Origin of the sequence: Actinomadura macrotermitis, from assembly GCF_009604375.1 — a bacterium.
Lineage (GTDB): Bacteria > Actinomycetota > Actinomycetes > Streptosporangiales > Streptosporangiaceae > Spirillospora > Spirillospora macrotermitis.
Window position 1 is genome coordinate 765,907 of record NZ_WEGH01000005.1, and the last position, 22,417, is coordinate 788,323.

Here is a 22,417-nt window from a genome sequence, read left to right on the forward strand (position 1 = left end):
GTCGAGTGAATCTATCTGAGATCAGAAGACGTGCCGAACGGCCGGAAAGTTCGCGTCAGCGGACGGGAACCGCGGCCGGCTCGCCGTTGACGTGGTGCAGGCAGCGCCGGAAACCCCAGACCGAGACCCCGACGGCGGCGGCGCCGAGCGCGGCGACCAGGCCGGTGCGCACCCACAGGTACACGCCGATCGACTCGTTGAACAGCATCCACAGGCTGAGCACGGCGTTGACGAAGAACACCAGCGACCACAGCAGCGAGATGCGCAGGAAGAACCGGCGGACCCGGTCGTGGCGCAGGAACGCCTCGGGCATCGGGACCATGTCCGTGGCGACCTTCTGCGCGAGCGGGCGGCCGAGCGGCACCGAGGCCAGGAAGGTCACCGCCACCATCAGCGTGCCGAGGGTCGGCTGCAGGAAGTAGACGACGGCGCTGTGGGTGACCGCGGCCAGCACCGCGCGGACGGTGACGCCGACGGCGGCGAGCAGCAGCATCGCCGGGACGCCGTGCCCGCGCGCGTAGCGCCACCCGATGCCGCCGTACACCCAGGCCACCGCGGCGATCAGCGCGCCGTTCAGGCCGAGCAGCGCGAACGCGGCGTAGAAGACCGCGACGGGGGCGATCACCCCCTCCACGAACCTGGGCAGCGCGTGCCGGAGCATGGCGGTGAGGCGCGGCAGCTCGAACGCGTGGTGGCCCGCGCCCGGCGGGCGCGGCTGGGTGGGCGTGGTCGCCGCTCGGTCCATCGAGGGTGGTACTCCCCTGTCTCGGGCCTGGTGTCTTCGGATCGCCGGGTCGGGCCGGTCCTTGTTACGACGCGGCCCGGCCCCCGGGAAAAGGTCACGACCCGGCCAACGGTACGTCAGGATTCGCTCCCGCCGGTCCGGTTTCCGCCCGGTCCCTGGTGGGCGCGCCGTCTCCGCGGGGCGCCGCCGGTGGCCGTATGCGGCCACCCACGTCCCCGGCGGCCGGCCCTTGACCTTATTGGACATTGTGTTGAACAGTACGGGCACGGAACGTCCGGGCGAGGAGACGCGATGGTCGAGCAGGAACCCCCCGAAGCCGGCGCCGGCGGGCTCGGGGACATGATCGGGCAGGTCGGCACGCCGGACGAGCTGCGCGCGCTGCTGAAGGCGCCCGGCGTGGACGACGGGGTCGTCGAGGAGTTCGCCCGGGAGGCCGGCGTCGACGCGGTGCTGGACCGCGTCTTCTCCCTGATGGGCACCCGCTTCGCGCCCGCCAAGGCCGGCCGGGGCCACGGCGCCGTCCAGTGGGACATCGCCACGCCGGACGGGCCGCGCACCTACCACCTGGTGATCGCCGACGGCCGCGCCGAGGGCGGCCGGGGCGCCCCCGGGCGGGCCAAGGTCACCCTCGGCATGACGCTGCCGAACCTGCTGAAGCTGTGCGCGGGCGAGCTGAACGGCGTCACCGCGGTGATGACCGGCAAGATCAAGGTCTCCGGCGACATGATGTTCGCCGCCAAGATGCAGGGCTGGTTCGACTACTCCTGACCGGTGCCGCCCGGCTCCCCGTCCACCTCCAGGCCGTCGGGGAGCCGGACCGCCTGCGCCGCCGCGTACAGGGCCCGCAGCGTCGCCGCCACCGACGGGCGCCGCACGCTCGCGGCCCGCGTCACCGCGTACACCTCGCGGGCGAGCGCGCAGCCGGGGATGCTGCGCACCACCACGTCCCGCTCCCCCGCGGCGAGGGCGAGCGCCGGGACGGCGGTGACGCCGATCCCCCGCGACACCAGGCCGAGGATCGTGTGCAGGCCCTCGAACTCCCACGGCACCGGGCGCGCGCCGCCGACGGTGTCCAGGAGCCGCTCCACCGCCTGCCGCGAGGGCTCCCCCGGCGGCGCGGCCATCCACGGCTCCTCGCGCAGCTCCTGCAGGTCCACCGGCCGGTCCGGGTCGGCCAGCGGGTGCCCGGCCGGCACCACCAGCAGCAGCGGGTCGCGGCGCAGCCGGAAGAACTCCAGCGCGGCGGGGGCCTGCTCGGGCAGCTTGCCCGTCCAGTCGTCCACCAGGGCGATGTCGGCCTCGCCGCCGCGCACCTGGCGCATCCCGTCCTCGGGGCTGCTCTGGCGCAGCACGAAGGCGAGCCCGGGATGGTCGGCCAGGCCGTGCGCGAGCGCCGGCGCGAACGCCACCGCGGCGGTCGGGAACGCGGTCACCACCACCCGCCCCATGGGCAGGCCGGCCTGCGCCGACAGCTCCGCCTCCGCCGCCTCCACGAGCGTGAGGATCTCCTCGGCGCGCCCGGCCAGCCGGCGCCCGGCGTCGGTGAGCTCGGCGCTGCGCGCGGTGCGGTCCAGCAGCGGGACGCGCGCCTCGCGCTCCAGCGTGGCCAGCTGCTGGGAGACCGCCGACGGGGTGTAGCCGAGGGCCGCCGCGGTCGCGGCGATGCTGCCGCGGCGGGCGAACTCGGCCAGCAGGCGCAGCCGGCGCAGATCAAGCATCGCGTTTCCTTACGGTCAGCATCATCGAGACTCGCTTGTGCTGATGCTAGCCGGGCGAAACCATGGGGACTATCCACACCAGGCCCACTGAACTGGGGCTTTCCACCCAGCCATCTCGACGCACGGGAGCCTTCATGTACGCCCGAAACCCGTCCTTCTCCGTCCGGCTTCCGGCCGCCGGTCTGCGACCGGTGCCGCTGTCGCCGACGCTCGCCGTCAACGAGGCCATCGCGCGCAAGCGCCGCGCGGGCACGCGGGTGCTGCCCCTCGGTTTCGGAGAGGCCGGCGTCCCCATACATCCGGCCCTGGTCCGCGAGCTGGCGGCGGCCGCGGACCGGGGCTCCTACGGGCCGGTCGCGGGATCGCCCGCGCTGCGCGCCGCCGCCGCCGGCTACTGGGGCCGCCGCGGGCTGCCCACCGACCCCGGCCTCGTCGTCGCCGGGCCGGGCAGCAAGCCGCTGCTGTTCGCGCTGCTGATGGCGCTCGGCGGGGACGTGGCCGTCCCGGCGCCGAGCTGGGTCTCCTACGCCGCGCAGGCCGCGCTCGCCGGCGCCCGGCCGATCGGGGTGCCGACCCCGGCCGGCGAGGGCGGCGTGCCCGCGCCCGCGGCGCTGGCCGAGGCGGTGCGGCAGGCCCGCGCGCAGGGCCGCGAGGTCCGCGCGGTCGTGCTCACGCTGCCCGACAACCCGACCGGCACGCTGGCCTCGGCGGAGGCGGTGCGCGGGGTGTGCGAGGTCGCCCGCGAGCTCGACCTGGTCGTCGTCGCCGACGAGATCTACCGCGACCTGGTGCACGACCCGGACCGCACGGTGCCGAGCCCGGCCCGGTACGCGCCCGAGCGGACGGTCGTGACGACCGCGCTCAGCAAGAGCCTCGCGGCGGGCGGCTGGCGGCTCGGGGTGGCGCGGCTGCCCGAGGGGCCGTTCGGCGGGGCGCTGCGCGACGCGCTGCTCGGCATCGCCAGCGAGATCTGGTCCAGCCCGCCGGCGCCGGTCCAGCACGCGGCGGCGTTCGCGTTCGCCGAGCCGCCCGAACTGGTCGCGCACGTGGACCGCAGCCGCCGGCTGCACGCCGCCGTCGCCGGCGCGGTCGCCGACCGCTTCGCCGCCGCCGGGGCGCTGGTGCGGCGGCCCGAGGCGGCCTTCTACGTGTACCCGGACCTGGAGCCGATGCGCGGGCGCCTGTTCCGCGAGCACGGCGTGCGCACCGGCGCCGACCTCACCGGCCTGCTGCTGGAGCGCTACGGCGTCGGCGTGCTGCCGGGCAGCGCGTTCGGCGACGACCCGGCCGCGCTGCGGATGCGGGTGGCCCCGAGCCTGCTGTACGGGGAGGACGACGCGCAGCGGCTGGCGGCGCTCGCCCATCCCGACCCGGCGTCGCTGCCGTGGATCGCCGCGTCGCTGGACCGGCTCTCGGAGGTGCTGTCCGGGTTGTCCGGCACGGCGGCCGAGTCCGCATCCGGCCACGCCGCCGCCGGCGCGACGGCGGCCCGCTGAGCCCGAAAGCGGTGGCCTCATGATCACCTCGCGCCCTTGCGAAGTGACCACGGGGCCACCGTGACGGGGCGCTGCGATTACCGGGCGTCCCGCGCATTCATCGGGGCGGCCGCCCGGCCCCGGGCCGTTCCGAAAAGCACCGCGGCCTTCCTTGTCCCGCGCGGCCGCGCGGGACAAGGAAGGCCGCCAGGTGGACCAGCGGGGAGTCGAACCCCGATCGCCTCCGTGCGAGGGAGGTGTGCTTCCGTTACACCACAAGCCCATTGCTCTTGGCAGGGACGGTAGGAGTCGAACCTACTTTTCGCCGGTTTTGGAGACCGGCCGCCTAACCGGTGGCTCATCCCTTCGCGCTTTCCTTCTCTTCGATGTCGTCAATGATGCGGCGGTTCATGATCCGCCGCAATGGGTTTTCCCGCCGCGGCGGAAGCACAGGTCGGACGCCGGACCGGCGGGTCCGGACGGGCCCGCCCGGCGGACCCGGGAACCGATATGGGTGGTGTAAGGTCCAACGGCGCACGGGGCGAATGCCACATAGCACTCGAGTGCGGGCCAAGGCCGGTCGTGTCACGCTTCCCCGTGGTAAACCCAGATCAGTGTGATGTCACGGAAGTGATGAGACAGGAAGGCGGGGGCCCGCCATGAGGCACGCACGGGACGGGGCTGCCGCGGCGATGAACGCCGCGTCCCGGGTACTCGTCGCCCGGGGCAAGAACGAGCCCCAGGAGATGGAGAACCCCGACGTCTCCTGGGGGCAGCGGGCGCGCGACGGCGTCTGGGTGCCCACCAAGGACGGCCAGCGCATCCACTTCGGCATCGACGTGACCGCGGCCGACACCGTCGGCCAGGTGCTGCGGCCGAGCCTGCGGGTGTACGTGGGCGTCGACGTGGACACCGACATCGTGGCGCAGACCACCGCGAACGGCATCCGGCTGCTGACGGTGATCCACGGCCCGGACGCGCCGCAGGAGTTCCGCTTCCCGGTCTCGCTGGTCGACGGCCTCGCCCTGGAGGCCATGCCGTCGGGGGGCTACGACGTGGTGCACCTGCGCTACGGCGCGACCGTCGGGCGGCTGTACAACCCGTGGGCGAGCGACTCGATGTTCCGCCCGGTGAAGGCCGACTACGCCCTGGAGGGGCAGACCATCACCATGCGGGTCCAGCACGAGGGCGCCTTCTACCCGGTCGTGGCCGACCCGCACTACACCCGCTGAGGCGCGGGGCCGGCGGTCACCACCGGGTGACCGCCAGGGGGCCGTCACGGGGGCGATGAGACCGATCTTGCGGCGGGCGGGGGCCCGCCCGGCCACGGCGGGGCGTGCGGTGCCGATCACTGTCCGCGCGTAGGGTGGGCGCGGACGCGCCCCCGCCGGGTCCCCGAGACTGGAGTCCTCGTGATCTTCACTCATGACGCCGAGCACGCGCTCGCCACGGTCGTCGACCTGATCAACACCGCGCCCGCGGCGGCCGGGGCCGAGCACCTGGGCGACCTGGCCGGGCTGCGCGCCTTCGTGGCCCGCAACCGGTTCAGCGACGTGGGCGAGCTCACCGGGCGCGACCTGGAGCGGGTGCGGGACCTGCGGGCGCGCTTCCACGCGGTGTTCCAGGCGCCGGACGTGCCGGACGCGGTCCGGCTCGTCAACGACATCATCGCCGAGATCCGCACCACGCCGCACCTGACCGACCACGACGGCTACGACTGGCACGTGCACTTCTTCGCGCCGGGCGCGCCGATGGGCGAGCACCTGGCGGCCGACTGCGGGATGGCGCTCGCCTACGTGGTGGCCGCGGGCGAGCTGGACCGGCTGCGCACCTGCGAGGCGCCCGACTGCGCGCGGGTGCTGGTCGACCTGTCGCGCAACCGGTGCCGCCGCTACTGCGACAGCCGGACCTGCGGGAACCGCATGCACGTCGCCGCCTACCGGGCGCGGCGGCGCGAGGCGGCGCCCGGCGGGCCGGTCCCCGGCTGAGCTGCCCGGCTCCCGCCGGGCCCGGGCGGCCGTCACCCCGCCGACCTCGCACGACCCGCCCGCGCGGGTGAAGTCGAAGCAAATTCGGTTCAAACGCCGCCCTCGCTCGTCAGCACCCCGCCGGGGTCGCTAACCTCATGTTTCACACCGGTTGTGGAATTCGTCCGCGACAGGTTCGGTGCCCGACCCACTTCAGCCAGGAGGATCCGCTGTCCAGGCGAGCACTCATCACCGGCATCACCGGGCAGGACGGCTCGTACCTCGCCGAGCAACTGCTCGAGCGAGGGTATGAGGTCTGGGGCCTGGTACGCGGTCAGGCCAACCCGCACGTGGCGCGGCTGCGCAAGCACATCGGCGACGTCCAGATCACCACCGGCGACCTGCTGGACCAGGGCAGCCTGATCTCGGCGGTCGAGCGCGTCCAGCCCGACGAGGTCTACAACCTCGGCGCGATCTCCTACGTGCCGATGTCGTGGCAGCAGGCCGAGCTGACCGCCGAGGTCACCGGCATGGGCGTGCTGCGGATGCTGGAGGCGATCCGGGTGGTGTCGGGCATCAGCCCCTCGCGCACCCCGGGCCGCGAGCAGATCCGCTTCTACCAGGCGTCCTCGTCGGAGATGTTCGGCATGGTCCGCGAGACCCCGCAGAACGAGCGGACGCCCTTCCACCCGCGCAGCCCGTACGGCGTCGCCAAGACCTACGGGCACTACATCACCCAGAACTACCGCGAGTCCTACGGGATGTTCGCGGTCAGCGGGATCCTGTTCAACCACGAGTCGCCGCGCCGGGGCGCGGAGTTCGTCACCCGCAAGGTCACCCTCGGCGCCGCCCGGATCAAGCTGGGCCTGGCCACCGAGCTGCGCCTCGGCAACCTGGAGGCGCGCCGCGACTGGGGCTTCGCCGGCGACTACGCGCGCGCCATGCAGCTGATGCTGGAGCAGGAGCGGCCCGAGGACTACGTGATCGGCACCGGCAAGATCCAGTCGGTGCGCGACCTGGTGGACTTCGCGTTCACCAGCGCGGGCCTGAACTGGCAGGACCACGTGGTGCTCGACGACCGCTACACCCGGCCCGCCGAGGTGGACCTGCTCTGCGCCGACCCCAAGAAGGCCCGCGAGGAGCTCGGCTGGGAGCCGCAGGTGTCCTTCGAGCAGCTGGTCACCATGATGGTCGAGTCCGACCTGAGGCTGCTCGGCGACTCGGCGCGGCCCGAGGACGAGCCGTTCAGCCCGGACCACTGGTGACGAGTTGATCTTCGCCGTGCGACGATGGCGGCATGGCCAGCTGTGAACACCTCAAGGACCTGCCCGCCGTCCCGCCGGAGCCGGTCACCCCGCAGGGATGCCAGGAGTGCCTGGCGGAGGGCACCCGCTGGGTGCACCTGCGCCTCTGCCTGACCTGCGGGCACGTCGGCTGCTGCGACTCCTCGCCGCAGCGGCACGCGACCAAGCACTTCCACGGTGAGGGGCACCCGATCGTCCGCTCGTTCGAGCCGGGCGAGGACTGGCGCTGGTGCTTCGCCGACGAACTGATCGTCTGATGCCGCAGGTCCGGCTCTCCACCCCTGAGGGGCGCTGGATCCTGCTCGCCACGGTCCTCGGGTCGAGCGTGGCGATGCTCGACTCCACCGTGGTGAACGTGGCGCTGCCGCGGCTCGCCCGCGACCTCGGCGCCTCGATGGCGGACCTGCAGTGGACGGTGAACGCCTACACCCTCACCCTCGCCGGCTTCATCCTGCTCGGCGGGTCGCTCGGCGACCGCTACGGGCGGCGCCGGGTGTTCCTGGTCGGGGTGGTGTGGTTCGCGGCGGCCTCGCTGCTGTGCGGGGTGGCGCAGAACGTGCCGATGCTGGTCGCCGCCCGCGCCCTGCAGGGCGTCGGCGGGGCGCTGCTCACGCCGGGCTCGCTCGCCATCATCCAGGCCTCCTTCGCCCGCGACGACCGGCCGCGCGCCGTCGGCGCCTGGTCGGGGCTCGGCGGCGTGGCGGGCGCGGTCGGCCCGTTCGCGGGCGGCTGGCTGGTGCAGGCGGCGGGCTGGCGCTGGGTGTTCCTGCTGAACCTGCCGCTCGCCGCGGTCGTGGTGCTGGTCGCGGTGCGGCACGTCCCCGAGAGCGTGGACCCGGACGCGCGCGGCCGGTTCGACGTGGCGGGCGCGGCGCTGGCCGCGCTCGCGCTCGCCGGCACCACCTACGCGCTCACCGAGGCGCCCGAGCGGGGCGCGGCCGCCCCGGCGGTGCTCGGGGCGGCCGTGCTCGGCGTCGCGGCGGCGGTGGTCTTCGTCGTCGTCGAACGCCGGCGGGGCCGGGCCTCGGCGCGGCCCGGGAGCACCACGCCGCAGCCCATGCTGCCGCTCACGGTCTTCGCGTCGCGGCAGTTCACCGCGGTCAACCTCGTCACCTTCGTGGTCTACGGCGGGATGAGCGTGCTGTTCTTCCTGTTCGTGCTGGATCTGCAGGTGGTGTCGGGGTTCTCGCCGATCGCGGCGGGCGCCGCGCTGCTGCCGGTGACGGCGCTGATGCTGCTGCTGTCCCCGCGCGCGGGCGCCCTCGCCCAGCGGATCGGGCCGCGGCGCCCGATGGCCGCCGGGCTGGTGGTCGCGGCGTGCGGGATGCTGCTGGCGGGCCGGGCCGGCGAGCACGCCTCCTACCTGCGCGACGTGCTGCCCGCCGCGGTGGTGTTCGGCCTCGGCCTGTCGGCGATGGTGGCGCCGCTGACCGCGACCGTGCTGGCGAGCGCGGACGAGCGGCACGCGGGCGTGGCCAGCGGCGTCAACAACGCGGTGGCGCGCGCCGCCGGGCTGTTCGGGGTGGCGGCGATCCCGCCGCTCGCCGGGCTGACCGGCGAGGCGTTCCGGCGGCCGGCGGCGTTCGCCGACGGGTTCCAGACGGCGATGACGGTCTGCGCGGCGCTGCTCGCGGCCGGGGCGGCGCTCACCCTGCTCACCGTCCGCGACGACGTGCTGAAGGCCGCGCCGTCCGAGCGCGAGCCGCAGTGCCGCGCGCACTGCTCCCTGGCCTCCCCGCCGCTGGAGCCCGAGCACCGGGCCGGCCGCGCCTGACCCGGGCCGGCCCGGGTCAGGCGGCCGCCTCTGTCTGCTTCGCCGGGCTTGTCCTGGCTTCCCGGCAAATCCCGGGCCCGAATCCGGCTATGTCCAAGACCGGATCGGTTCGTTGTCATACGGTCAGGGCATGAATCTGCGGCAGCTGCGCTACGTCGTGGCGACCGCCGACCACGGCACGATGACGTCGGCGGCTCAGGCGCTCTATGTGGCCCAGCCCGCCCTGTCGCGGGCGGTCCGCGAGCTGGAGCGGGAGCTGGGCGTGGAGCTGTTCGCCCGCTCGGGGCGCGGCGTGGAGCTCACCGCCGCCGGCGAGCAGGTGGTGCGGCAGGCCCGGGTGGCGCTGGACGCCGTCGAGGCGATCGAGGGGCTGTCGGCCGCGCGCACCGGCGGCCGCGGCGCCGAGCTGCGCATCGCCACCACCTCCTCGCTGGAGCCGGAGCTGACCGGCCGGCTCATCCCGCGCTTCGCCCGCGACCAGCAGGCGGTGCGGGTCCGGGTGGTGCGCTGCGACGGCCGGGACGCGGTCGCCGCCGCGCTGCGCGCGGGCCGCGCCGACCTGGCGCTCACCGACCTGCCGGTCCCCGGCGACCTGGCCGCGCACCCGTTCGAGCAGCGCGAGGTGGTGCTGATCTCCCCGCCGTCGGTGCGGCTGCGCGAACCGGTCCCGCCGGCCGCCCTGGACGGCATGCGCCTGGTGCTGCCCGCGCGCGGCAGCGCCCGGCGCGCCGAGATCGACGCGCTGCTGGCGCGGATCGGCGCCACCCCGGTCGCCGCGGTGGAGTCCGACGAGCGCGGGTCCTGGCTCGGCTGGGTGCGTGCCGGGATGGGCTCGCTGCTGTGGTACCGCAACCAGGTGGACGGCGCCGAGGGACTGGCGGTCCGCTCGTTCATGCCGCCGATCACCCGGATGATCGGGCTGGTGCACGCGCACCGGCAGCTGCCGCCGGTCGCCCGCGACTTCCTGGCGTTCGCCAAGGAGACCGCGCGCGAGGCGCGCGACCAGCACGCCCGCCCGGCGCAGCGCGAGCACCACTGACGGCATCCGCCGGCCGCGCATGCCATGATCTGGCGCGTGGACGCGACACACGCACTCTGGCTGCTGGCGGTACCGGTGAGCGCGCTGGCGGTGGCCGGCCTGGCCCGGCGGTTCGGCGCGCCCGCGCCGCTCGCGCTCGTCATCGCCGGGCTGCTCATCTCGTTCGTCCCCGGGCTGCCGGAGTTCGAGCTCGACCCCGAGCTCGTGCTGTACGTCTTCCTGCCGCCGCTGCTGTTCTCGGCGGCCTGGCAGAGCTCGTACTACAACATGCGCGAGAACGTCCGCTCGATCGGGCTGCTGTCGATCGGGCTGGTGCTGTTCACCACGCTGCTGGTCGGCTACGCGGCCTACCTGCTGGTCCCCGACCTGCCGCTGCCCGCCGCGCTCGTGCTCGGCGCGATCGTGGCGCCGCCGGACGCGGTGGCGGCGGTGAGCGTCGCGCAGCGGCTCGGGCTGCCGCGCCGGGTGGTGACGATCCTGATCGGCGAGAGCCTGTTCAACGACGCGACCGCGCTGACGGCGTTCCGGGTGGCGCTCGCCGCGGCGGTCGGCGCCGGGTTCACCTTCGCCGAGGGCCTCGGCCGGTTCCTGTTCGCCGCGGCCGCCGGCGCCGCGATCGGGCTGCTGCTCGGCCCGCCGCTGCACTGGCTGCGCACCCGGCTGGACGACCCGCTGGTGGAGAACGCGGTGATGCTGGTCGCGCCGTTCGCCGCCTACCTGCTCGCCGAGTCGGTGCACGCCTCCGGCGTGATCGCGGTGGTGATCAGCGGGCTGTACCTGGGGCACCGGTTCACCGAGTCGCCCGCGGTGACCCGGCTGATCGGCCACTCCTTCTGGAAGGTCGTGGTCTTCGTGCTGGAGACCGTGGTGTTCCTGCTGATCGGCCTGCAGCTGCCCCCGGTCGTGAACGGGCTGTCCGGGCGCGGCTGGGGCAGCCTCGCCTGGTGGGCGCTGGCCGTCTTCGCGGTCACCGTCGCCGCCCGGTTCCTGTGGGTCTTCCCCTCCTCGCTGCTGCCGCTGTGGTCGGCGCGGGCGCGCGAGCGGGCGGCCGGCCTGGACTGGCGCGAGCGGGTGGTGGTCAGCTGGGCCGGGATGCGCGGGGTGGTGTCGCTCGCCGCCGCGTTCGCGATCCCGTTCGTCACCTCGGCCGGCGCCCCCTTCCCCGGCCGCGACCTGGTGCTGTTCCTGACCTTCACCACGGTGCTGGCGACGCTGCTGGTGCAGGGGCTGACGTTCCCGGCGCTGATCCGCCGCCTCGGCATCGCCGGCGACCGCGAGCGCTACCACGACACCGTGGCCGAGGCCGGCGCGCAGCACGCGGCGGCCAACGCGGCCCTGGCGCGGCTCGCCGAGCTCACCGCCGAGGGCACCGAGCCGGTGGACCCCGACGTCGTCGAGCGGCTGCGCAGCCTGGCCGAGCACCGCCAGCTGCGGGCCTGGGAACGGCTCGGCGGCGGCACCGGCCCGGCGGGCGAGGAGGTGCCGAGCGCGTCCTACCGGCGGCTGCGCCGCGAGATGCTGGCGGCCGAGCGGGCGGCGTTCGTGCGGATGCGCGACGAGCGCCGGATCGACGACGAGGTGCTGGACCGGGTCCTGCACGAGCTGGACCTGGAGGAGGTCTCGCTCGCCCGCGACTGATCCGGCGGCCCGGCCCGCCCTCAGCCTCCGTTCGGCGGCTTGTCGGGCAGCTCCACCGCGTAGGACTCCTTGACCACGTCCAGGTGGTGCCAGGACCCGCGGACGGTCGCGCCGGGCACCGCGCGGATCGCGTCCAGCACGCCGACCAGCTCGGCCCGGGAGGCCGCCTCGGCCTGCCCGACGATGTCGTAGCGGCCGAACCCGGTGGCCAGGTAGCGCACGCCCTCCTGGCGCGCGACGGCCTCGGCGACCCGGCGCAGCCCGCCCGACACCACAAGCCCGAAGCCGCCGAGCTCGGCGGCGCCGAGCGCCAGGGGGTCGGCCAGGCCGGTGACCTGGATGACGCCCGTGCGCATCAGCCGCACCACCCGGGCACGGGTGGCGGCCTGCGACAGGCCGATGATGCCGGCCAGGCGGGTGTAGGGGGCGCGGCCGTCGCGCTGCAGTTCCTGCAGCAGCCGCCAGTCGATGTCGTCGAGGGCGACGTCGCCGAGGTCGCGGACCACCGCGTGGCCGTCGCGCACGGTCGCCACCGAGCGGAACACCTCGGCGGCGCGCACGCCCGGGACCGAGCGGATGTGGTCGACCTCGGCGGCCAGGGCGGTGTCGTCGCGGGTGCGGATCTGGGCCACCAGGTCGCAGTGGCCGGCGGTGAGGGCGGTGAAGCTGACCGCGGGCCGCTGCGCGACGGCCTCGGCGGCCTTGCGGGCCGAACCGTCCACGGTGACCGACACGTGCCCGACCGCCTCGGCGCCGACGACGGCGGCGTGCACGATGCCGACCACGCGGACGACCCGGGTCTCGAGAAGGTTCTGCACACGGGCCCGCACGGCGGTGCGGGAGAGCCCTACGCGGTCGGCCAGCGCCTGGAAGGTCGCCCTGCCGTCCCGCTGGAGCTCGCGGACTAGCACGGCGTCGACCGCATCCAGCACGGCTCTCCTCCTCGACATGCAATGGGTGATCGTTTTGTCGGCAACTGCAAGATCATTCCATTTCCGGGCGGTATCCCGTCAAATATTGATCCTGCTCGTGTTCCGCACGGTCCGGCGCGAACGAAGCGTCGGTGTCCGGCCTGCGGAGCGACGATTTCAAGGCCGGGTAAAGCGGTACAGGAGCGCAACGCGGACGGGCCGGCGCGGCACGGTGGCCCGGCCTCGGTCACGGAGCGGTACCGGCCGGGGTGTTGCTGATCACTACGGCCGGGCGGCGGGACCCGAAGACGGGCATGGGGCATCGGCACTGCGGGGGTGACCTGCATGCGCTGCTCCCGGTGTTCTGCTGTGTAGCTCCTGCGGTGGATCCTCCGGCCACCGAGGCACATGTAAGAAAAGTGCATCGGGGGCGCAGGAACGTCAAGAGGTAACTTTACAGAGCACTAAACCTCACGTTGCCCTCGATTACACAACCGCCGGGCACGGGCGGGCCGGCGGCGTGCCGGCGGGGGCCCGGGGCGCGGCCCGCAGGGGGCGCGGCGGTGCTTTGGTCCAGGCACCTGCGGGTATGGATCACAATGTACGGTGGCCCAGCCACTTTGATCCGCGATTGGTGTGTTGAACAGCGTGCACCTGCTGAACGGCGAGCATTCCGCTCACGACCTCACCTACAACGACGTCTTCATGGTCCCCCGCCGCTCGTCGGTCGGGTCCCGGCTCGAGGTCGACCTGTCCACGGTCGACGGCAGCGGGACGACGATCCCGCTGGTGGTCGCCAACATGACCGCGGTGTCGGGCCGCCGGATGGCCGAGACCGTCGCGCGCCGCGGCGGCATCGCGGTGATCCCGCAGGACATCCCGGCCGACGTGGTCGCCGACGTCATCGGCTGGGTGAAGGGCCGCGACCTGGTCGTGGACACCCCGATCACCCTGGACCCGGCCTCGACCGCGGGCGAGGCGCTCGCGCTGCTGCCGAAGCGCGCCCACGGCGCGGTCGTGGTGGTCGAGGACGACCGGCCGGTCGGCGTGGTCACCGAGGCCGACTGCCAGGGCGTGGACCGGTTCGCCCAGCTGCGCGACATCATGTCCCGCGACCTGGTGACGCTGCCCGCCGGGGTCGACCCGCGCGAGGCGTTCAACCGGCTGCACGAGCGCGGCCACCGGCTCGCCCCGGTGGTGGACGGCGAGAGCCGGCTGACCGGCGTCCTCACCCGCACCGGCGCGCTGCGCGCGACCCTGTACCAGCCGGCCGTGGACGCCTCGGGGCGGCTGCGGATCGCCGCGGCGGTCGGGGTGAACGGCGACGTGGCCGGCAAGGCGAAGGCGCTGCTGGACGCGGGCGCCGACCTGCTGGTGGTCGACACCGCGCACGGCCACCAGGAGAAGATGATCAGCGCGCTGGCCGCGGTGCGCGCGCTGGACCCGCGGGTGCCGGTGGTGGCGGGCAACGTGGTCACCGCCGAGGGCACCCGGGACCTGATCGAGGCGGGCGCCGACATCGTCAAGGTGGGCGTCGGCCCGGGCGCGATGTGCACCACCCGGATGATGACCGGCGTCGGCCGGCCGCAGTTCTCGGCGGTGCTGGAGTGCGCGGCCGAGGCGCGCCGCCTCGGCCGGCACGTGTGGGCCGACGGCGGGGTGCGCCACCCGCGCGACGTGGCGCTCGCCCTCGCCGCGGGCGCCGCCAACGTGATGGTGGGCTCCTGGTTCGCCGGCACCTACGAGTCGCCCGGCGACCTGCAGCGGGCCGCCGACGGCCGGCTGTACAAGGAGAGCTTCGGCATGGCCTCGGCGCGCGCGGTGCGGCTGCGCACCGCCGAGGACTCCCCCTTCGACCGGGCCCGCAAGGCCCTGTTCGAGGAGGGCATCTCCACCTCGCGGATGTTCCTGGACCCTCAGCGCCCCGGCGTGGAGGACCTGGTCGACTCGATCGTGGCGGGGCTGCGCAGCTCGTGCACCTACGCCGGCGCCCGCTCGCTGGAGGAGTTCCACGAGCGCGCCACCGTCGGGGTCCAGGGCTCGGCCGGGTACGCCGAGGGCATGCCGCTGTCCAGCAGCTGGTGACGCGGGCGGCCGGTCCGCCAAGTTTTCCCCATCCCCGGCGCCGGGATCCGGTCCGCCGCGCACTTGATCACGCTGCCGGGGAAGGGAAGAATGCGGGAATCTCCCGCGCGGGCGCCCAGCCGGCGCGGGCGAGGACCGGCCACGGGGACGGCCCGGCGCGAGCCGGGCCCCGCCTCCGGACGAGGCCGCACCACCTGGACAACAGCTGCACCTGGTCTCAACCACAGCCCGCATTCGGTCGGTCGGCACCGCAACCTTTGCCCGGTTAGGCGCGTCCATAATGTAGGCCTGGGCCTGAAACGACCGTGCTTGGGGATCGGAGCGTACATGGCGAGTCCTACGGCCAGCCGGCGTGCCCGCGACAGCGGTGACGCCGGCGACGCCCCCGAGCACGGGCACGGGCTGCCGCGTGCGCTCGCGCTGACCCTGGCGTCGGCGCTGGTGTGGGGGGCGGCGCACCTGTCGACCGGCCGCCGCTGGGCGGGCGGGCTGCTGGTGGGGCTGTTCGCGCTCGTCGTCGCGACCCTGATGGCGGCGGCCCTGTTCTTCCGGGACGACCTGGTGCACCTGGCCGTGCGCCCGGACTGGCTGTCGGGGATCTCCGCCGGCATCGTGCTGCTCGGCCTGGTCTGGCTGGCGGTGGTGATCCGCTCCTACCAGCTGGTGCGGCCCGCGGGGCTGACGCTGTCCGCGCGCGCCGCGGGCGTCATGGCGGTCGCGGTGCTGTGCGCGGCGGTGGCGGTGCCGACGGCCTGGGCGGCGCGCAGCACCTACCTGTACCGCGACGCGCTGACCAGCATCTTCCACGCGGGCGGCGGCAACGGGCGCAAGATCGACGCCGACGACCCGTGGGCCGGGCAGAAGCGGGTGAACGTGCTGCTGCTCGGCGGCGACGCGGCCGCCAACCGCGAGGGCGTGCGCACCGACAGCATGACGCTGGCGAGCGTGGACACCCGCACCGGCGACACGGTGCTGCTCAGCCTGCCGCGCAACCTGGAGCACTTCCAGCTGCCGCCGGGGCCCGCCCGCGACCGGTTCCCCTACGGGTTCACCGGGGACGGCCCCGAGACGCCGGGCCTGCTGAACGAGGTGTACCAGTACGCCGAGGAGCACCCCGACATCGTGCCGGGCGTGCCGAAGAACCACCGCGGGCCCGACCTGCTGAAGCGGACGGTCGCCGGCATCCTCGGCCAGCCGGTCGACTACTACATCCTGGTCGACATGTTCGGCTTCGCCGACATCATCGACGCGATCGGCGGCGTCAAGATCCGCATCACCCAGCCGATCCCCTACGGCCGCGACGGCGGGGTGCTGCAGCCGGGCTACCGCACGCTCGGCGGCAAGGACGCGCTCTGGTACGGCCGGTCGCGCACCGACAGCGACGACTACACCCGGATGGGCCGGCAGAAGTGCCTGATGCGGGCGATCGCCAAGCAGGCCGACCCGCAGACGGTGCTGCGCAAGTTCGACAAGCTGGCGGCGGCGACCAAGCGGGCGATCTCCACCGACCTCCCCCAGGAGCTGCTGCCGGCGCTGATGACGCTGTCGGAGAAGGTCAAGGACGGCGCGCAGATCAACAGCCTGGCGTTCGTGCCGCCGCTGGTGATCACCGGCAACCCCGACTTCGCGCTGATCCGCAGGCTGGCCGCCAAGGCGGTCGCCGAGGATGCGCACAAGGGGGCGGCGTCGCCGAGCCCGTCCGCGAGCCCGTCCGCCGCGGCCACGGCGGCGAGCGGGACCGGCCAGGGCGGCACGCCCACTCCGGGCACGACCCCCCAGCGGGCGAACGAGGGGACCAAGCCGGTCTCGCTGGAGTCGTCCTGCCCCTCCTGACGGCGGGCCCGCCGCGGCGCGGGCAGGTTCTCCTTACCTTGCGATGACGAACCCGACCCGCGTCCGGTCCATCCCATCCAAAGACGGGATGTCCGGACAGGGGGCGATGGGGATGACACAGACGATCACCGGTGGCGGGACCGCGGCGCTGGACGAGCTCGGGGCGGCGCTCGCCCCGCTCGGCTATCTGACGGTGCTGCTGGAGGACGGCGCGCGGCCCCGGCTGGAGGTCCTGGACCGGCGCCCGGGCGGCCGGTCGGGCGGCGTGGTCTGCGACGGGGACTGGTACTGGTGGCCGTGGGCGGACCGGATCGCGCCGGCGGGCGATGCGGCGCGGGCGGCGGCGCTGGTCGACCGGGGGCTGCGGCAGGCGGCCTGACCTCGGCTCGGGTGGCGTTCCCGGGTCCCCGGAGGGGGGATCATGGGAGGGAACACCTTCGAGCGGAAGAGGCGGGTGCGGGTGCCCCAGATCCACGGCTGTGACGCCTTCCGCGTGGCGATGCCGCGCGGCGGGCGGCCCGAGAGCGTCCTGGTCCGGGTGACCGGCGAGGACGGCACGGCGGGCTGGGGCGAGGCGGCGGTACCCGGGCGCCGGGGCGGCCCGGACCCGGTGACCGACGCGGTGTGGCGCGACATCGCCGAGCGGATGGGGCCGGCGCTGATCGGCCTGGAGTGGGACCGCCCCGAGGACGTGTCGGCCGCGGCCCAGCTCGGCACGCGCAGCGCGGCGTCGGCGATCGACACCGCCTGCTGGGACCTGTGGTGCCGGAGCCGGGGCCTGCCGCTCGCGCACGCGCTCGGCGGCACCCGCACCTCGATCGTGACGGGCCGGCACATCTCCCCCGAGCCGGTGCTGGAGACGCTGGTGGGCCGGGTGAACCGGGCCGTCGGCGCGGGCCACACCCGGGTCACGGTGGACGTGCGGCCGGGCTGGGACATCGAGCCGATCCGGGAGATCCGGCGGGCCTACCCGGCGCTCGCGGTGGTCGCCGACGCCGGGCACGCCTACGACGAGTCGGCCGAGCACCTGGACGCGCTGGAGGGGCTGGACGCCTACGGGCTGCTGGCGCTCCAGCGGCCGTTCGCGGCGCACGAGCTGCGGGCGCACGCGCGGCTGCAGCTGCGGGTGGACATGGCGGTGGCGCCCGCGATCGGCGACCTGGACACCCTGGACGCGGCGGTCGCGCTCGGCGCGGGCCGGGTGCTGGACCTGCGGATCGACCTGCTGGGCGGGCTGACGGCGGCGCGCAGCGCGCACGACCTGGCGTACGCGGCCGGGTGGGAGGTGTGGTGCACCGGGTCGGGCGCGTTCGGGCTCGGGCAGGCGGCGGCGGTGGCGCTGGCGGCGCTGCCGGGGGTGACGCTGCCGAGCGATGTGAGCGACCCGGCGGGCGGCCCGGTGTTCGTGACGCCGCCGGTGCGCTCGTCGGGCGGGGTGGTCGGGGTGCCGCTGACGCAGCCGGGGCTCGGCCACCAGGTCGACGAGGCGCGCATCGAGCGGCTGGCGACGCGGCGGATGCGGCTGCCGGCGTGACTCCGGCGACGGCGTGGGTGGTGGCGGGCCCGCCGGGCGGCGGGAAGTCCACCGTGGCGTCGCTGCTGCTGGAGCGGCTGCGCCCGGCGCCCGCGCTGCTGGACAAGGACACCCTGTTCGGCCCGTTCGTCGCGGCGGTGCTGGAGGCGGCGGGCCGTGATCCGGGCGAGCGTGAGGGCCCCTGGTACGACGAGCACGTCAAGCGGTACGAGTACGCGGGGCTGACAGCGGCGGCGCGGGAGATCCGCGCGGGCGGCTGCCCGGTGCTGCTGAGCGGCCCGTTCACCGGCCAGATCCGCTCGCCGGAGCGGTGGGCGGAGTGGGTGGCCGGGCTCGGCGGGCCGCCGGTGCGGCTGCTGTGGATCCGCAGCGACCCGGGGACGCTGCGGCGGCGGCTGGAGGCGCGGGGCCTGGCGCGGGACGCGGGCAAGCTCGCGGCGTTCGACGCGTTCGTGGCGCGGATGCGCCCCGAGGAGCCGCCGCCGGTCCCGCACGAGGAGATCGACAACCGGCTGTCGGCGCCGCTCCCCCTGGCCGCCCAGCTCGAGGCGCTGGCGCGCCGGGCCGGGTCCGGAGGCTGAGCAGACCCGGTGCGGCCGGGTCTCAGCCGAGCAGGCCGGCCTGGTGGGCGAGTATCGCCGCCTGCACCCGGTTGGCGAGGTCCAGCTTGGCCAGGATCCGGCTGACGTGGGTCTTGGCGGTCGCCTCGCTCATGTAGAGCGTGGCCGCGATCTCGGTGTTCGACAGTCCGCCGCCGAGGGCGACCAGCACCTGGCGTTCCTTGTCCGTGAGCACCGCGAGCCGCCGCGCGGCGTCGCCGCGCCGGTCCGGCGCCGGCCCGGCGAACTCGCGGAGCAGCCTGCGGGTGATGCCCGGGGAGAGCATCGCGTCGCCGCGCGCCGCGCAGCGCACCGCGGCGAGCATGTCGCCGGCCGGCGCGTCCTTCAGCAGGAACCCGACGGCGCCGTTGCGCAGCGCGGTGTGCACGTACTCGTCGAGATCGAACGTGGTGAGCACGACGACGTGCGGCGGCGGGTCGAGCCGCGCCATCCGCCCGGCCGCCGTCAGCCCGTCGCCGCGCGGCATCCGGATGTCCATGAGCACCACGTCCGGCCGGAGCGTGCGGGCGAGCTCGACGGCCTCGGCGCCGCCGGACGCCTCGCCCGCCACCGTGATGTCGGGCGCGGTCTCCATGATGGTGCGCAGCATCGCGCGCACCATCCACTCGTCGTCGACGATCAGCGTCCTGATCGGGCCGGCCGCGGCGGTCATCGCCCCTCCTGGGGGATCGGCATCTCGGCGGTCACCTCGAAGCCGCCGCCGGGGGTGGGGCCCGCGGTGAACTCGCCGCCGACCAGCCGCACCCGCTCCGCGAGCCCGAGCAGCCCGTGGCCGCCGCCCGGCAGCGCCCCGCCGACGGCCTGCCGTCCCCGGCCGTTGCCGACCGACAGCCGCAGCAGGCGCGGGGTCCGCTGGACCCGCACCCGGGTCCGTGCCCCCGGCGCGTGCTTGTGCACGTTGGTCAGCGCCTCCTGCACGAACCGGTAGGCCGTGTGCTCCACCAGGAGCGGGGGGCGCTCCCCCGCGTGGCCGGCCACGTCGAGGACGACGGGGATGCCGATCCGCCGGGACTCCTCGATCAGGGCGTCCAGATCGGCCAGCCCCGGCTGCGGAGCGAGCGGGACGTCGTCGTCGTTGCGCAGGACCGCCACCAGGGAGCGCAGTTCCGCGAGCGCCTCGCGGCCGGTCGCGCCGATCTGGGTCCCGATGGCGGCCGCCTCCTCGCCCTTGGCCGCCTCCAGGGCCGTGGCCTGCAGCACCATCAGCGAGACCCGGTGGGCGACCACGTCGTGCATGTCGCGGGCGATCTGGGCGCGTTCGTCGCTCCGGGCCTGGGCGACGCGCCGCTGCTGTTCGTGTTCGGCGCGCTCCGCCCGCTCCTGGACGCGTTCCACCAGTTCGCGCCGGGTGCCGACGTACATGCCCAGAAGCGCGGGCGCGACGCACACCGCCATGCTGATGGGGATCGCACCGTCGGCGCCGGCGAAGCGCCAGATCGGGACGCCCACCAGGGCGGCGGACGCCAGGGTCCCGGCGGTGACCTTGGGCCACGCGGTGGTGCGCTCGGCCAGCGTGTACAGCGCGACGGTGACGGCCAGGTGGGCCGGCACGAGGGCGTTGGCGAGCAGCGATCCCGCCAGCAGGAGCAGCGGAAGGCCGCGCCGCCACCAGGTCAGCAGCCCGGCTCCCACAGCGAGCGGGACGCCGAGCCACAGCGGCGGGACGCGGCCGCCCAGCCCACTGAGGGCCGGTCCGAAGAAGCCGGTGCCGAACTCGCCCGTCGCCGTGGACAGCGCGACGGCGAGCGCCATCGCCGTGTCGGTCACGGGACGGCGGGACCAGGGCGTCGCCGGGGGCGGGTCGTGCGCGCTCATCGTGCTCCCAGGCTAAGCTTCCCGGCCGCCGTGCGCGTCGGCGGAAAGATGTACGCGGCGCCGGGAAATCAGGGCCGATCCGGTGACCGGCCTTCCCGGATCGGCCGATGCCCCGGCGCGGCGCCGCCGGTGACGCTGGACGCATGGTCATCCAAGAACGGCTCGGCCGATGGGCCGCCCCCAGGAACCTGCAGTTCGCCTTCGGGCTCTTCGCGCTCGTCGCGGGAGCATCGATCGCACTGCGGCAGGACGCTCAGCATCCCCTGTTCCAAGCCGCCGGGGCAGTGGGTTACGCGCTGGCCGCGATGCTCTCCTTCGGGAGCTGGTTCGCGCTCGGCCGCGCGGCGGGCGCCGCGCGCGCCCGGCGGACCCTGATCGTCTTCCACCTGCTCTTCATCCCCGCGCAGTTCCTGTTCCTGCTCGCCCACCAGCTGCCGTGGCTCGGCATGCTGCTGTCGACGGTGATCGCGATCAGGCTGAGGCCGCGCTTCCCGCGGCTCGGGCGCAGGTCGCGCAAGGTGTGGCTGGCGCTGCACATCGGCGTCGGCGTCGGCTGGCTGGGCGTCTCCCTCACGATGCTCGCCCTGTCCGTCGTGGGGGTCACCGCCGGCGATCACGAGACGCGGCACGGCGCCTACCTGCTCATGGATCTCTTCGACCTCGCGCTGGCGATCCCGAGCGTCTTCCTGGCGCTCGTCACCGGGGCGGTGGTGTCGCTCGGCACCCCGTGGGGACTGGTCAGGCACCGCTGGGTGCTCGCCAAGCTGGTCATCGCGCTCTGCCTGCCGGTCCTCGCCACGCTCGAGGGGCCGTGGATCGACGAGCTGGCCGCGCGCACCGAGGAGCCCGCTGCCGACCCCGGCGGGACCGGGATCCTGCTGGCCGGCGCCATGGCGCTGTTCCTCGCCCTGCTGTGGACCGCGACGTTCCTGTCCGTCTTCAAGCCCGGCGGCAGGACGCGCTGGGGCGCGGGGAGGCCGGGCGAGGGGCGGCCGGGCGACCGCGCGCCGGTCAGCGCCAGGGCTGCTCGGGCGGCCTGATCTGCTGCGGTGGTGCCGGGTGGATCTGCTGCGGGGGCGCGTATCCGGGATGCTGGCCGGGCGGGGGCAGGGCGCGGCGTTCCTGGTAGGCGCCTTTCAGGCGGCCGCCGATCCGCCGGCCCGCGTCCTGGACCTGCCGGGCGTGCTCGTTCTGGGCGAGCAGGGCGGCGTTGTCGCGGGCGAGCCGCTGCGCGGCCGCGGCCGCGCGCTGGTAGGTGCGGGCGCGGACGACGACGGTCCCGCCGGCGACGTCGGCGATGCTGCGGCGGCGCGTCCCGGCCAGGGTGGGCACGGCGTTGACCACGAAGGCGGCGACGGCGGCCAGCCACAGCAGCACCGAGAACAGGAACAGGCCCTCCAGCAGCAGGATCCAGGCGAAGGCGTACAGCCCGGTGCCGGTGGCGGTGGTGATCAGGGCGCGGCGGGCGGCGCGGGCCATGCCGATGCCGCGCGCGTCGCGGTGCGGCGCGCGCACGCGGATGTCCATGGCGGCCTTGCCGAGCGTGCGGCCCGTCCAGGCGAGCGCGGCGAACTGGTAGACCAGCTCGGCGAGGACGAGCAGGAGCAGCGCCTGCTCGATGTCGGTGACCAGGGCGCCCCACAGGTCGCCGCCGACGTCACCGGCGGCGGCGCGCACGTCGCCGCCGGAGCCGGCGAGGCCCGCGACGGCCTGCAGGGCGCGCAGCGGCGCGTGCTCGACGAAGTGCTCGTGCAGGCGGCCCCAGGTCATGCCGCCGAGCAGGACGGCGACGGCGGCGAGCAGCGCGGCGTCGATCGCCCAGGCGGCGAAGCGGCGGGCGCGCGGGGCGGCCTCGCCGTCGCCCGGCGCGGGCGGTGGCGGCGGGGCGGCGTAAGGCAGGGCGGGTGGCGGGGGGCCGTACATCGGTGCCCTTTCCGGTGGCGGATGCGCCGGAATTCT

General features: G+C 74.9%; 21 protein-coding genes and 2 tRNA genes. 15 read left to right on the top strand and 8 right to left on the bottom strand.

Features of this window, described 5'->3' with window-relative positions:
* Positions 1–55 precede the first annotated feature (55 nt).
* Positions 56–745, bottom strand: coding sequence for a VC0807 family protein (locus ACRB68_RS36320; RefSeq protein WP_153540602.1), 690 nt, complete (start codon positions 743–745; stop codon positions 56–58).
* Between the two features lie 291 nt (positions 746–1,036).
* Between ACRB68_RS36320 and ACRB68_RS36325 the strand changes: the two genes are divergently transcribed.
* Complete coding sequence (locus ACRB68_RS36325; RefSeq protein WP_153540604.1) at positions 1,037–1,513, top strand: SCP2 sterol-binding domain-containing protein; 477 nt, start codon at positions 1,037–1,039, stop codon at positions 1,511–1,513.
* On the opposite strand, the gene ACRB68_RS36330 is transcribed toward ACRB68_RS36325, so the two are convergent.
* Positions 1,504–2,463: a LysR family transcriptional regulator gene (locus ACRB68_RS36330; protein WP_153540606.1), complete on the bottom strand. Its 960-nt coding sequence runs from the start codon at positions 2,461–2,463 to the stop codon at positions 1,504–1,506. The two genes, ACRB68_RS36325 and ACRB68_RS36330, sit on opposite strands and share 10 nt — an antisense overlap.
* Before the next feature lie 134 nt (positions 2,464–2,597).
* On the opposite strand from ACRB68_RS36330, the gene ACRB68_RS36335 reads away from it, so the two are divergent.
* Positions 2,598–3,959: a pyridoxal phosphate-dependent aminotransferase gene (locus ACRB68_RS36335; RefSeq protein ID WP_153540608.1), complete on the top strand. Its 1,362-nt coding sequence runs from the start codon at positions 2,598–2,600 to the stop codon at positions 3,957–3,959.
* Positions 3,960–4,150: 191 nt separating this feature from the next.
* On the opposite strand, the gene ACRB68_RS36340 is transcribed toward ACRB68_RS36335, so the two are convergent.
* Together ACRB68_RS36340 and ACRB68_RS36345 are read right to left on the bottom strand one after the other, a co-directional pair.
* Positions 4,151–4,221, bottom strand: a tRNA-Ala gene (locus ACRB68_RS36340).
* Positions 4,222–4,229: 8 nt separating this feature from the next.
* A tRNA-Trp gene (locus tag ACRB68_RS36345) sits at positions 4,230–4,304 on the bottom strand.
* Positions 4,305–4,597: 293 nt separating this feature from the next.
* Between ACRB68_RS36345 and ACRB68_RS36350 the strand changes: the two genes are divergently transcribed.
* The 7 genes from ACRB68_RS36350 (at position 4,598) to ACRB68_RS36380 (ending at position 11,660) form a co-directional block, all read left to right on the top strand.
* Positions 4,598–5,170, top strand: coding sequence for a hypothetical protein (locus ACRB68_RS36350; protein ID WP_153540610.1), 573 nt, complete (start codon positions 4,598–4,600; stop codon positions 5,168–5,170).
* 180 nt (positions 5,171–5,350) lie between these two features.
* Positions 5,351–5,926 carry a CGNR zinc finger domain-containing protein gene (locus tag ACRB68_RS36355; protein WP_328595230.1) on the top strand — a complete coding sequence of 192 codons (576 nt, stop codon included), beginning with the start codon at positions 5,351–5,353 and terminating at the stop codon, positions 5,924–5,926.
* Positions 5,927–6,135: 209 nt separating this feature from the next.
* On the top strand, positions 6,136–7,170 hold the full coding sequence (gmd, locus tag ACRB68_RS36360; RefSeq protein ID WP_153540974.1) for a GDP-mannose 4,6-dehydratase: 1,035 nt from the start codon (positions 6,136–6,138) through the stop codon (positions 7,168–7,170).
* A gap of 32 nt (positions 7,171–7,202) precedes the next feature.
* Positions 7,203–7,466 (top strand): ubiquitin carboxyl-terminal hydrolase 14, encoded by a 264-nt coding sequence (locus tag ACRB68_RS36365; protein ID WP_153540612.1) that lies wholly within the window; start codon positions 7,203–7,205, stop codon positions 7,464–7,466.
* Positions 7,466–8,983, top strand: a complete 1,518-nt coding sequence (locus ACRB68_RS36370; RefSeq protein WP_153540614.1) for an MFS transporter — start codon at positions 7,466–7,468, stop codon at positions 8,981–8,983. The genes ACRB68_RS36365 and ACRB68_RS36370 overlap by 1 nt, the downstream gene beginning before the upstream one ends.
* Before the next feature lie 130 nt (positions 8,984–9,113).
* Entirely contained in the window at positions 9,114–10,022 is a 909-nt protein-coding gene (locus tag ACRB68_RS36375) for a LysR family transcriptional regulator (RefSeq protein ID WP_153540616.1), read from the top strand.
* A gap of 36 nt (positions 10,023–10,058) precedes the next feature.
* Positions 10,059–11,660 carry a Na+/H+ antiporter gene (locus tag ACRB68_RS36380; RefSeq protein WP_328595231.1) on the top strand — a complete coding sequence of 534 codons (1,602 nt, stop codon included), beginning with the start codon at positions 10,059–10,061 and terminating at the stop codon, positions 11,658–11,660.
* Between the two features lie 20 nt (positions 11,661–11,680).
* On the opposite strand, the gene ACRB68_RS42295 is transcribed toward ACRB68_RS36380, so the two are convergent.
* Entirely contained in the window at positions 11,681–12,592 is a 912-nt protein-coding gene (locus tag ACRB68_RS42295) for an Lrp/AsnC family transcriptional regulator (protein ID WP_328595232.1), read from the bottom strand.
* A gap of 627 nt (positions 12,593–13,219) precedes the next feature.
* Between ACRB68_RS42295 and ACRB68_RS36390 the strand changes: the two genes are divergently transcribed.
* The 5 genes from ACRB68_RS36390 (at position 13,220) to ACRB68_RS36410 (ending at position 18,604) form a co-directional block, all read left to right on the top strand.
* On the top strand, positions 13,220–14,656 hold the full coding sequence (locus tag ACRB68_RS36390) for a GuaB1 family IMP dehydrogenase-related protein (RefSeq protein ID WP_328595248.1): 1,437 nt from the start codon (positions 13,220–13,222) through the stop codon (positions 14,654–14,656).
* A gap of 327 nt (positions 14,657–14,983) precedes the next feature.
* Positions 14,984–16,489, top strand: coding sequence for an LCP family protein (locus ACRB68_RS36395; RefSeq protein WP_153540622.1), 1,506 nt, complete (start codon positions 14,984–14,986; stop codon positions 16,487–16,489).
* Positions 16,490–16,601: 112 nt separating this feature from the next.
* A complete protein-coding gene (locus ACRB68_RS36400; RefSeq protein WP_153540624.1) occupies positions 16,602–16,868 on the top strand; it encodes a hypothetical protein in 267 nt (88 codons plus the stop codon).
* Positions 16,869–16,910: 42 nt separating this feature from the next.
* Positions 16,911–18,023, top strand: coding sequence for an enolase C-terminal domain-like protein (locus tag ACRB68_RS36405; RefSeq protein WP_153540626.1), 1,113 nt, complete (start codon positions 16,911–16,913; stop codon positions 18,021–18,023).
* On the top strand, positions 18,020–18,604 hold the full coding sequence (locus ACRB68_RS36410) for an AAA family ATPase (RefSeq protein WP_328595233.1): 585 nt from the start codon (positions 18,020–18,022) through the stop codon (positions 18,602–18,604). Before ACRB68_RS36405 ends, ACRB68_RS36410 begins: the two co-directional genes overlap by 4 nt.
* Before the next feature lie 22 nt (positions 18,605–18,626).
* On the opposite strand, the gene ACRB68_RS36415 is transcribed toward ACRB68_RS36410, so the two are convergent.
* A complete protein-coding gene (locus ACRB68_RS36415; RefSeq protein WP_153540627.1) occupies positions 18,627–19,295 on the bottom strand; it encodes a response regulator in 669 nt (222 codons plus the stop codon).
* Positions 19,292–20,458, bottom strand: coding sequence for a sensor histidine kinase (locus ACRB68_RS36420; protein ID WP_153540629.1), 1,167 nt, complete (start codon positions 20,456–20,458; stop codon positions 19,292–19,294). Before ACRB68_RS36420 ends, ACRB68_RS36415 begins: the two co-directional genes overlap by 4 nt.
* 143 nt (positions 20,459–20,601) lie before the next feature.
* On the opposite strand from ACRB68_RS36420, the gene ACRB68_RS36425 reads away from it, so the two are divergent.
* Positions 20,602–21,498, top strand: a complete 897-nt coding sequence (locus tag ACRB68_RS36425; RefSeq protein WP_194293574.1) for a hypothetical protein — start codon at positions 20,602–20,604, stop codon at positions 21,496–21,498.
* Here ACRB68_RS36425 and ACRB68_RS36430 read toward each other — a convergent pair.
* Positions 21,470–22,381 carry an RDD family protein gene (locus ACRB68_RS36430; RefSeq protein WP_153540631.1) on the bottom strand — a complete coding sequence of 304 codons (912 nt, stop codon included), beginning with the start codon at positions 22,379–22,381 and terminating at the stop codon, positions 21,470–21,472. The genes ACRB68_RS36425 and ACRB68_RS36430 overlap by 29 nt on opposite strands.
* Positions 22,382–22,417: the final 36 nt, after the last annotated feature.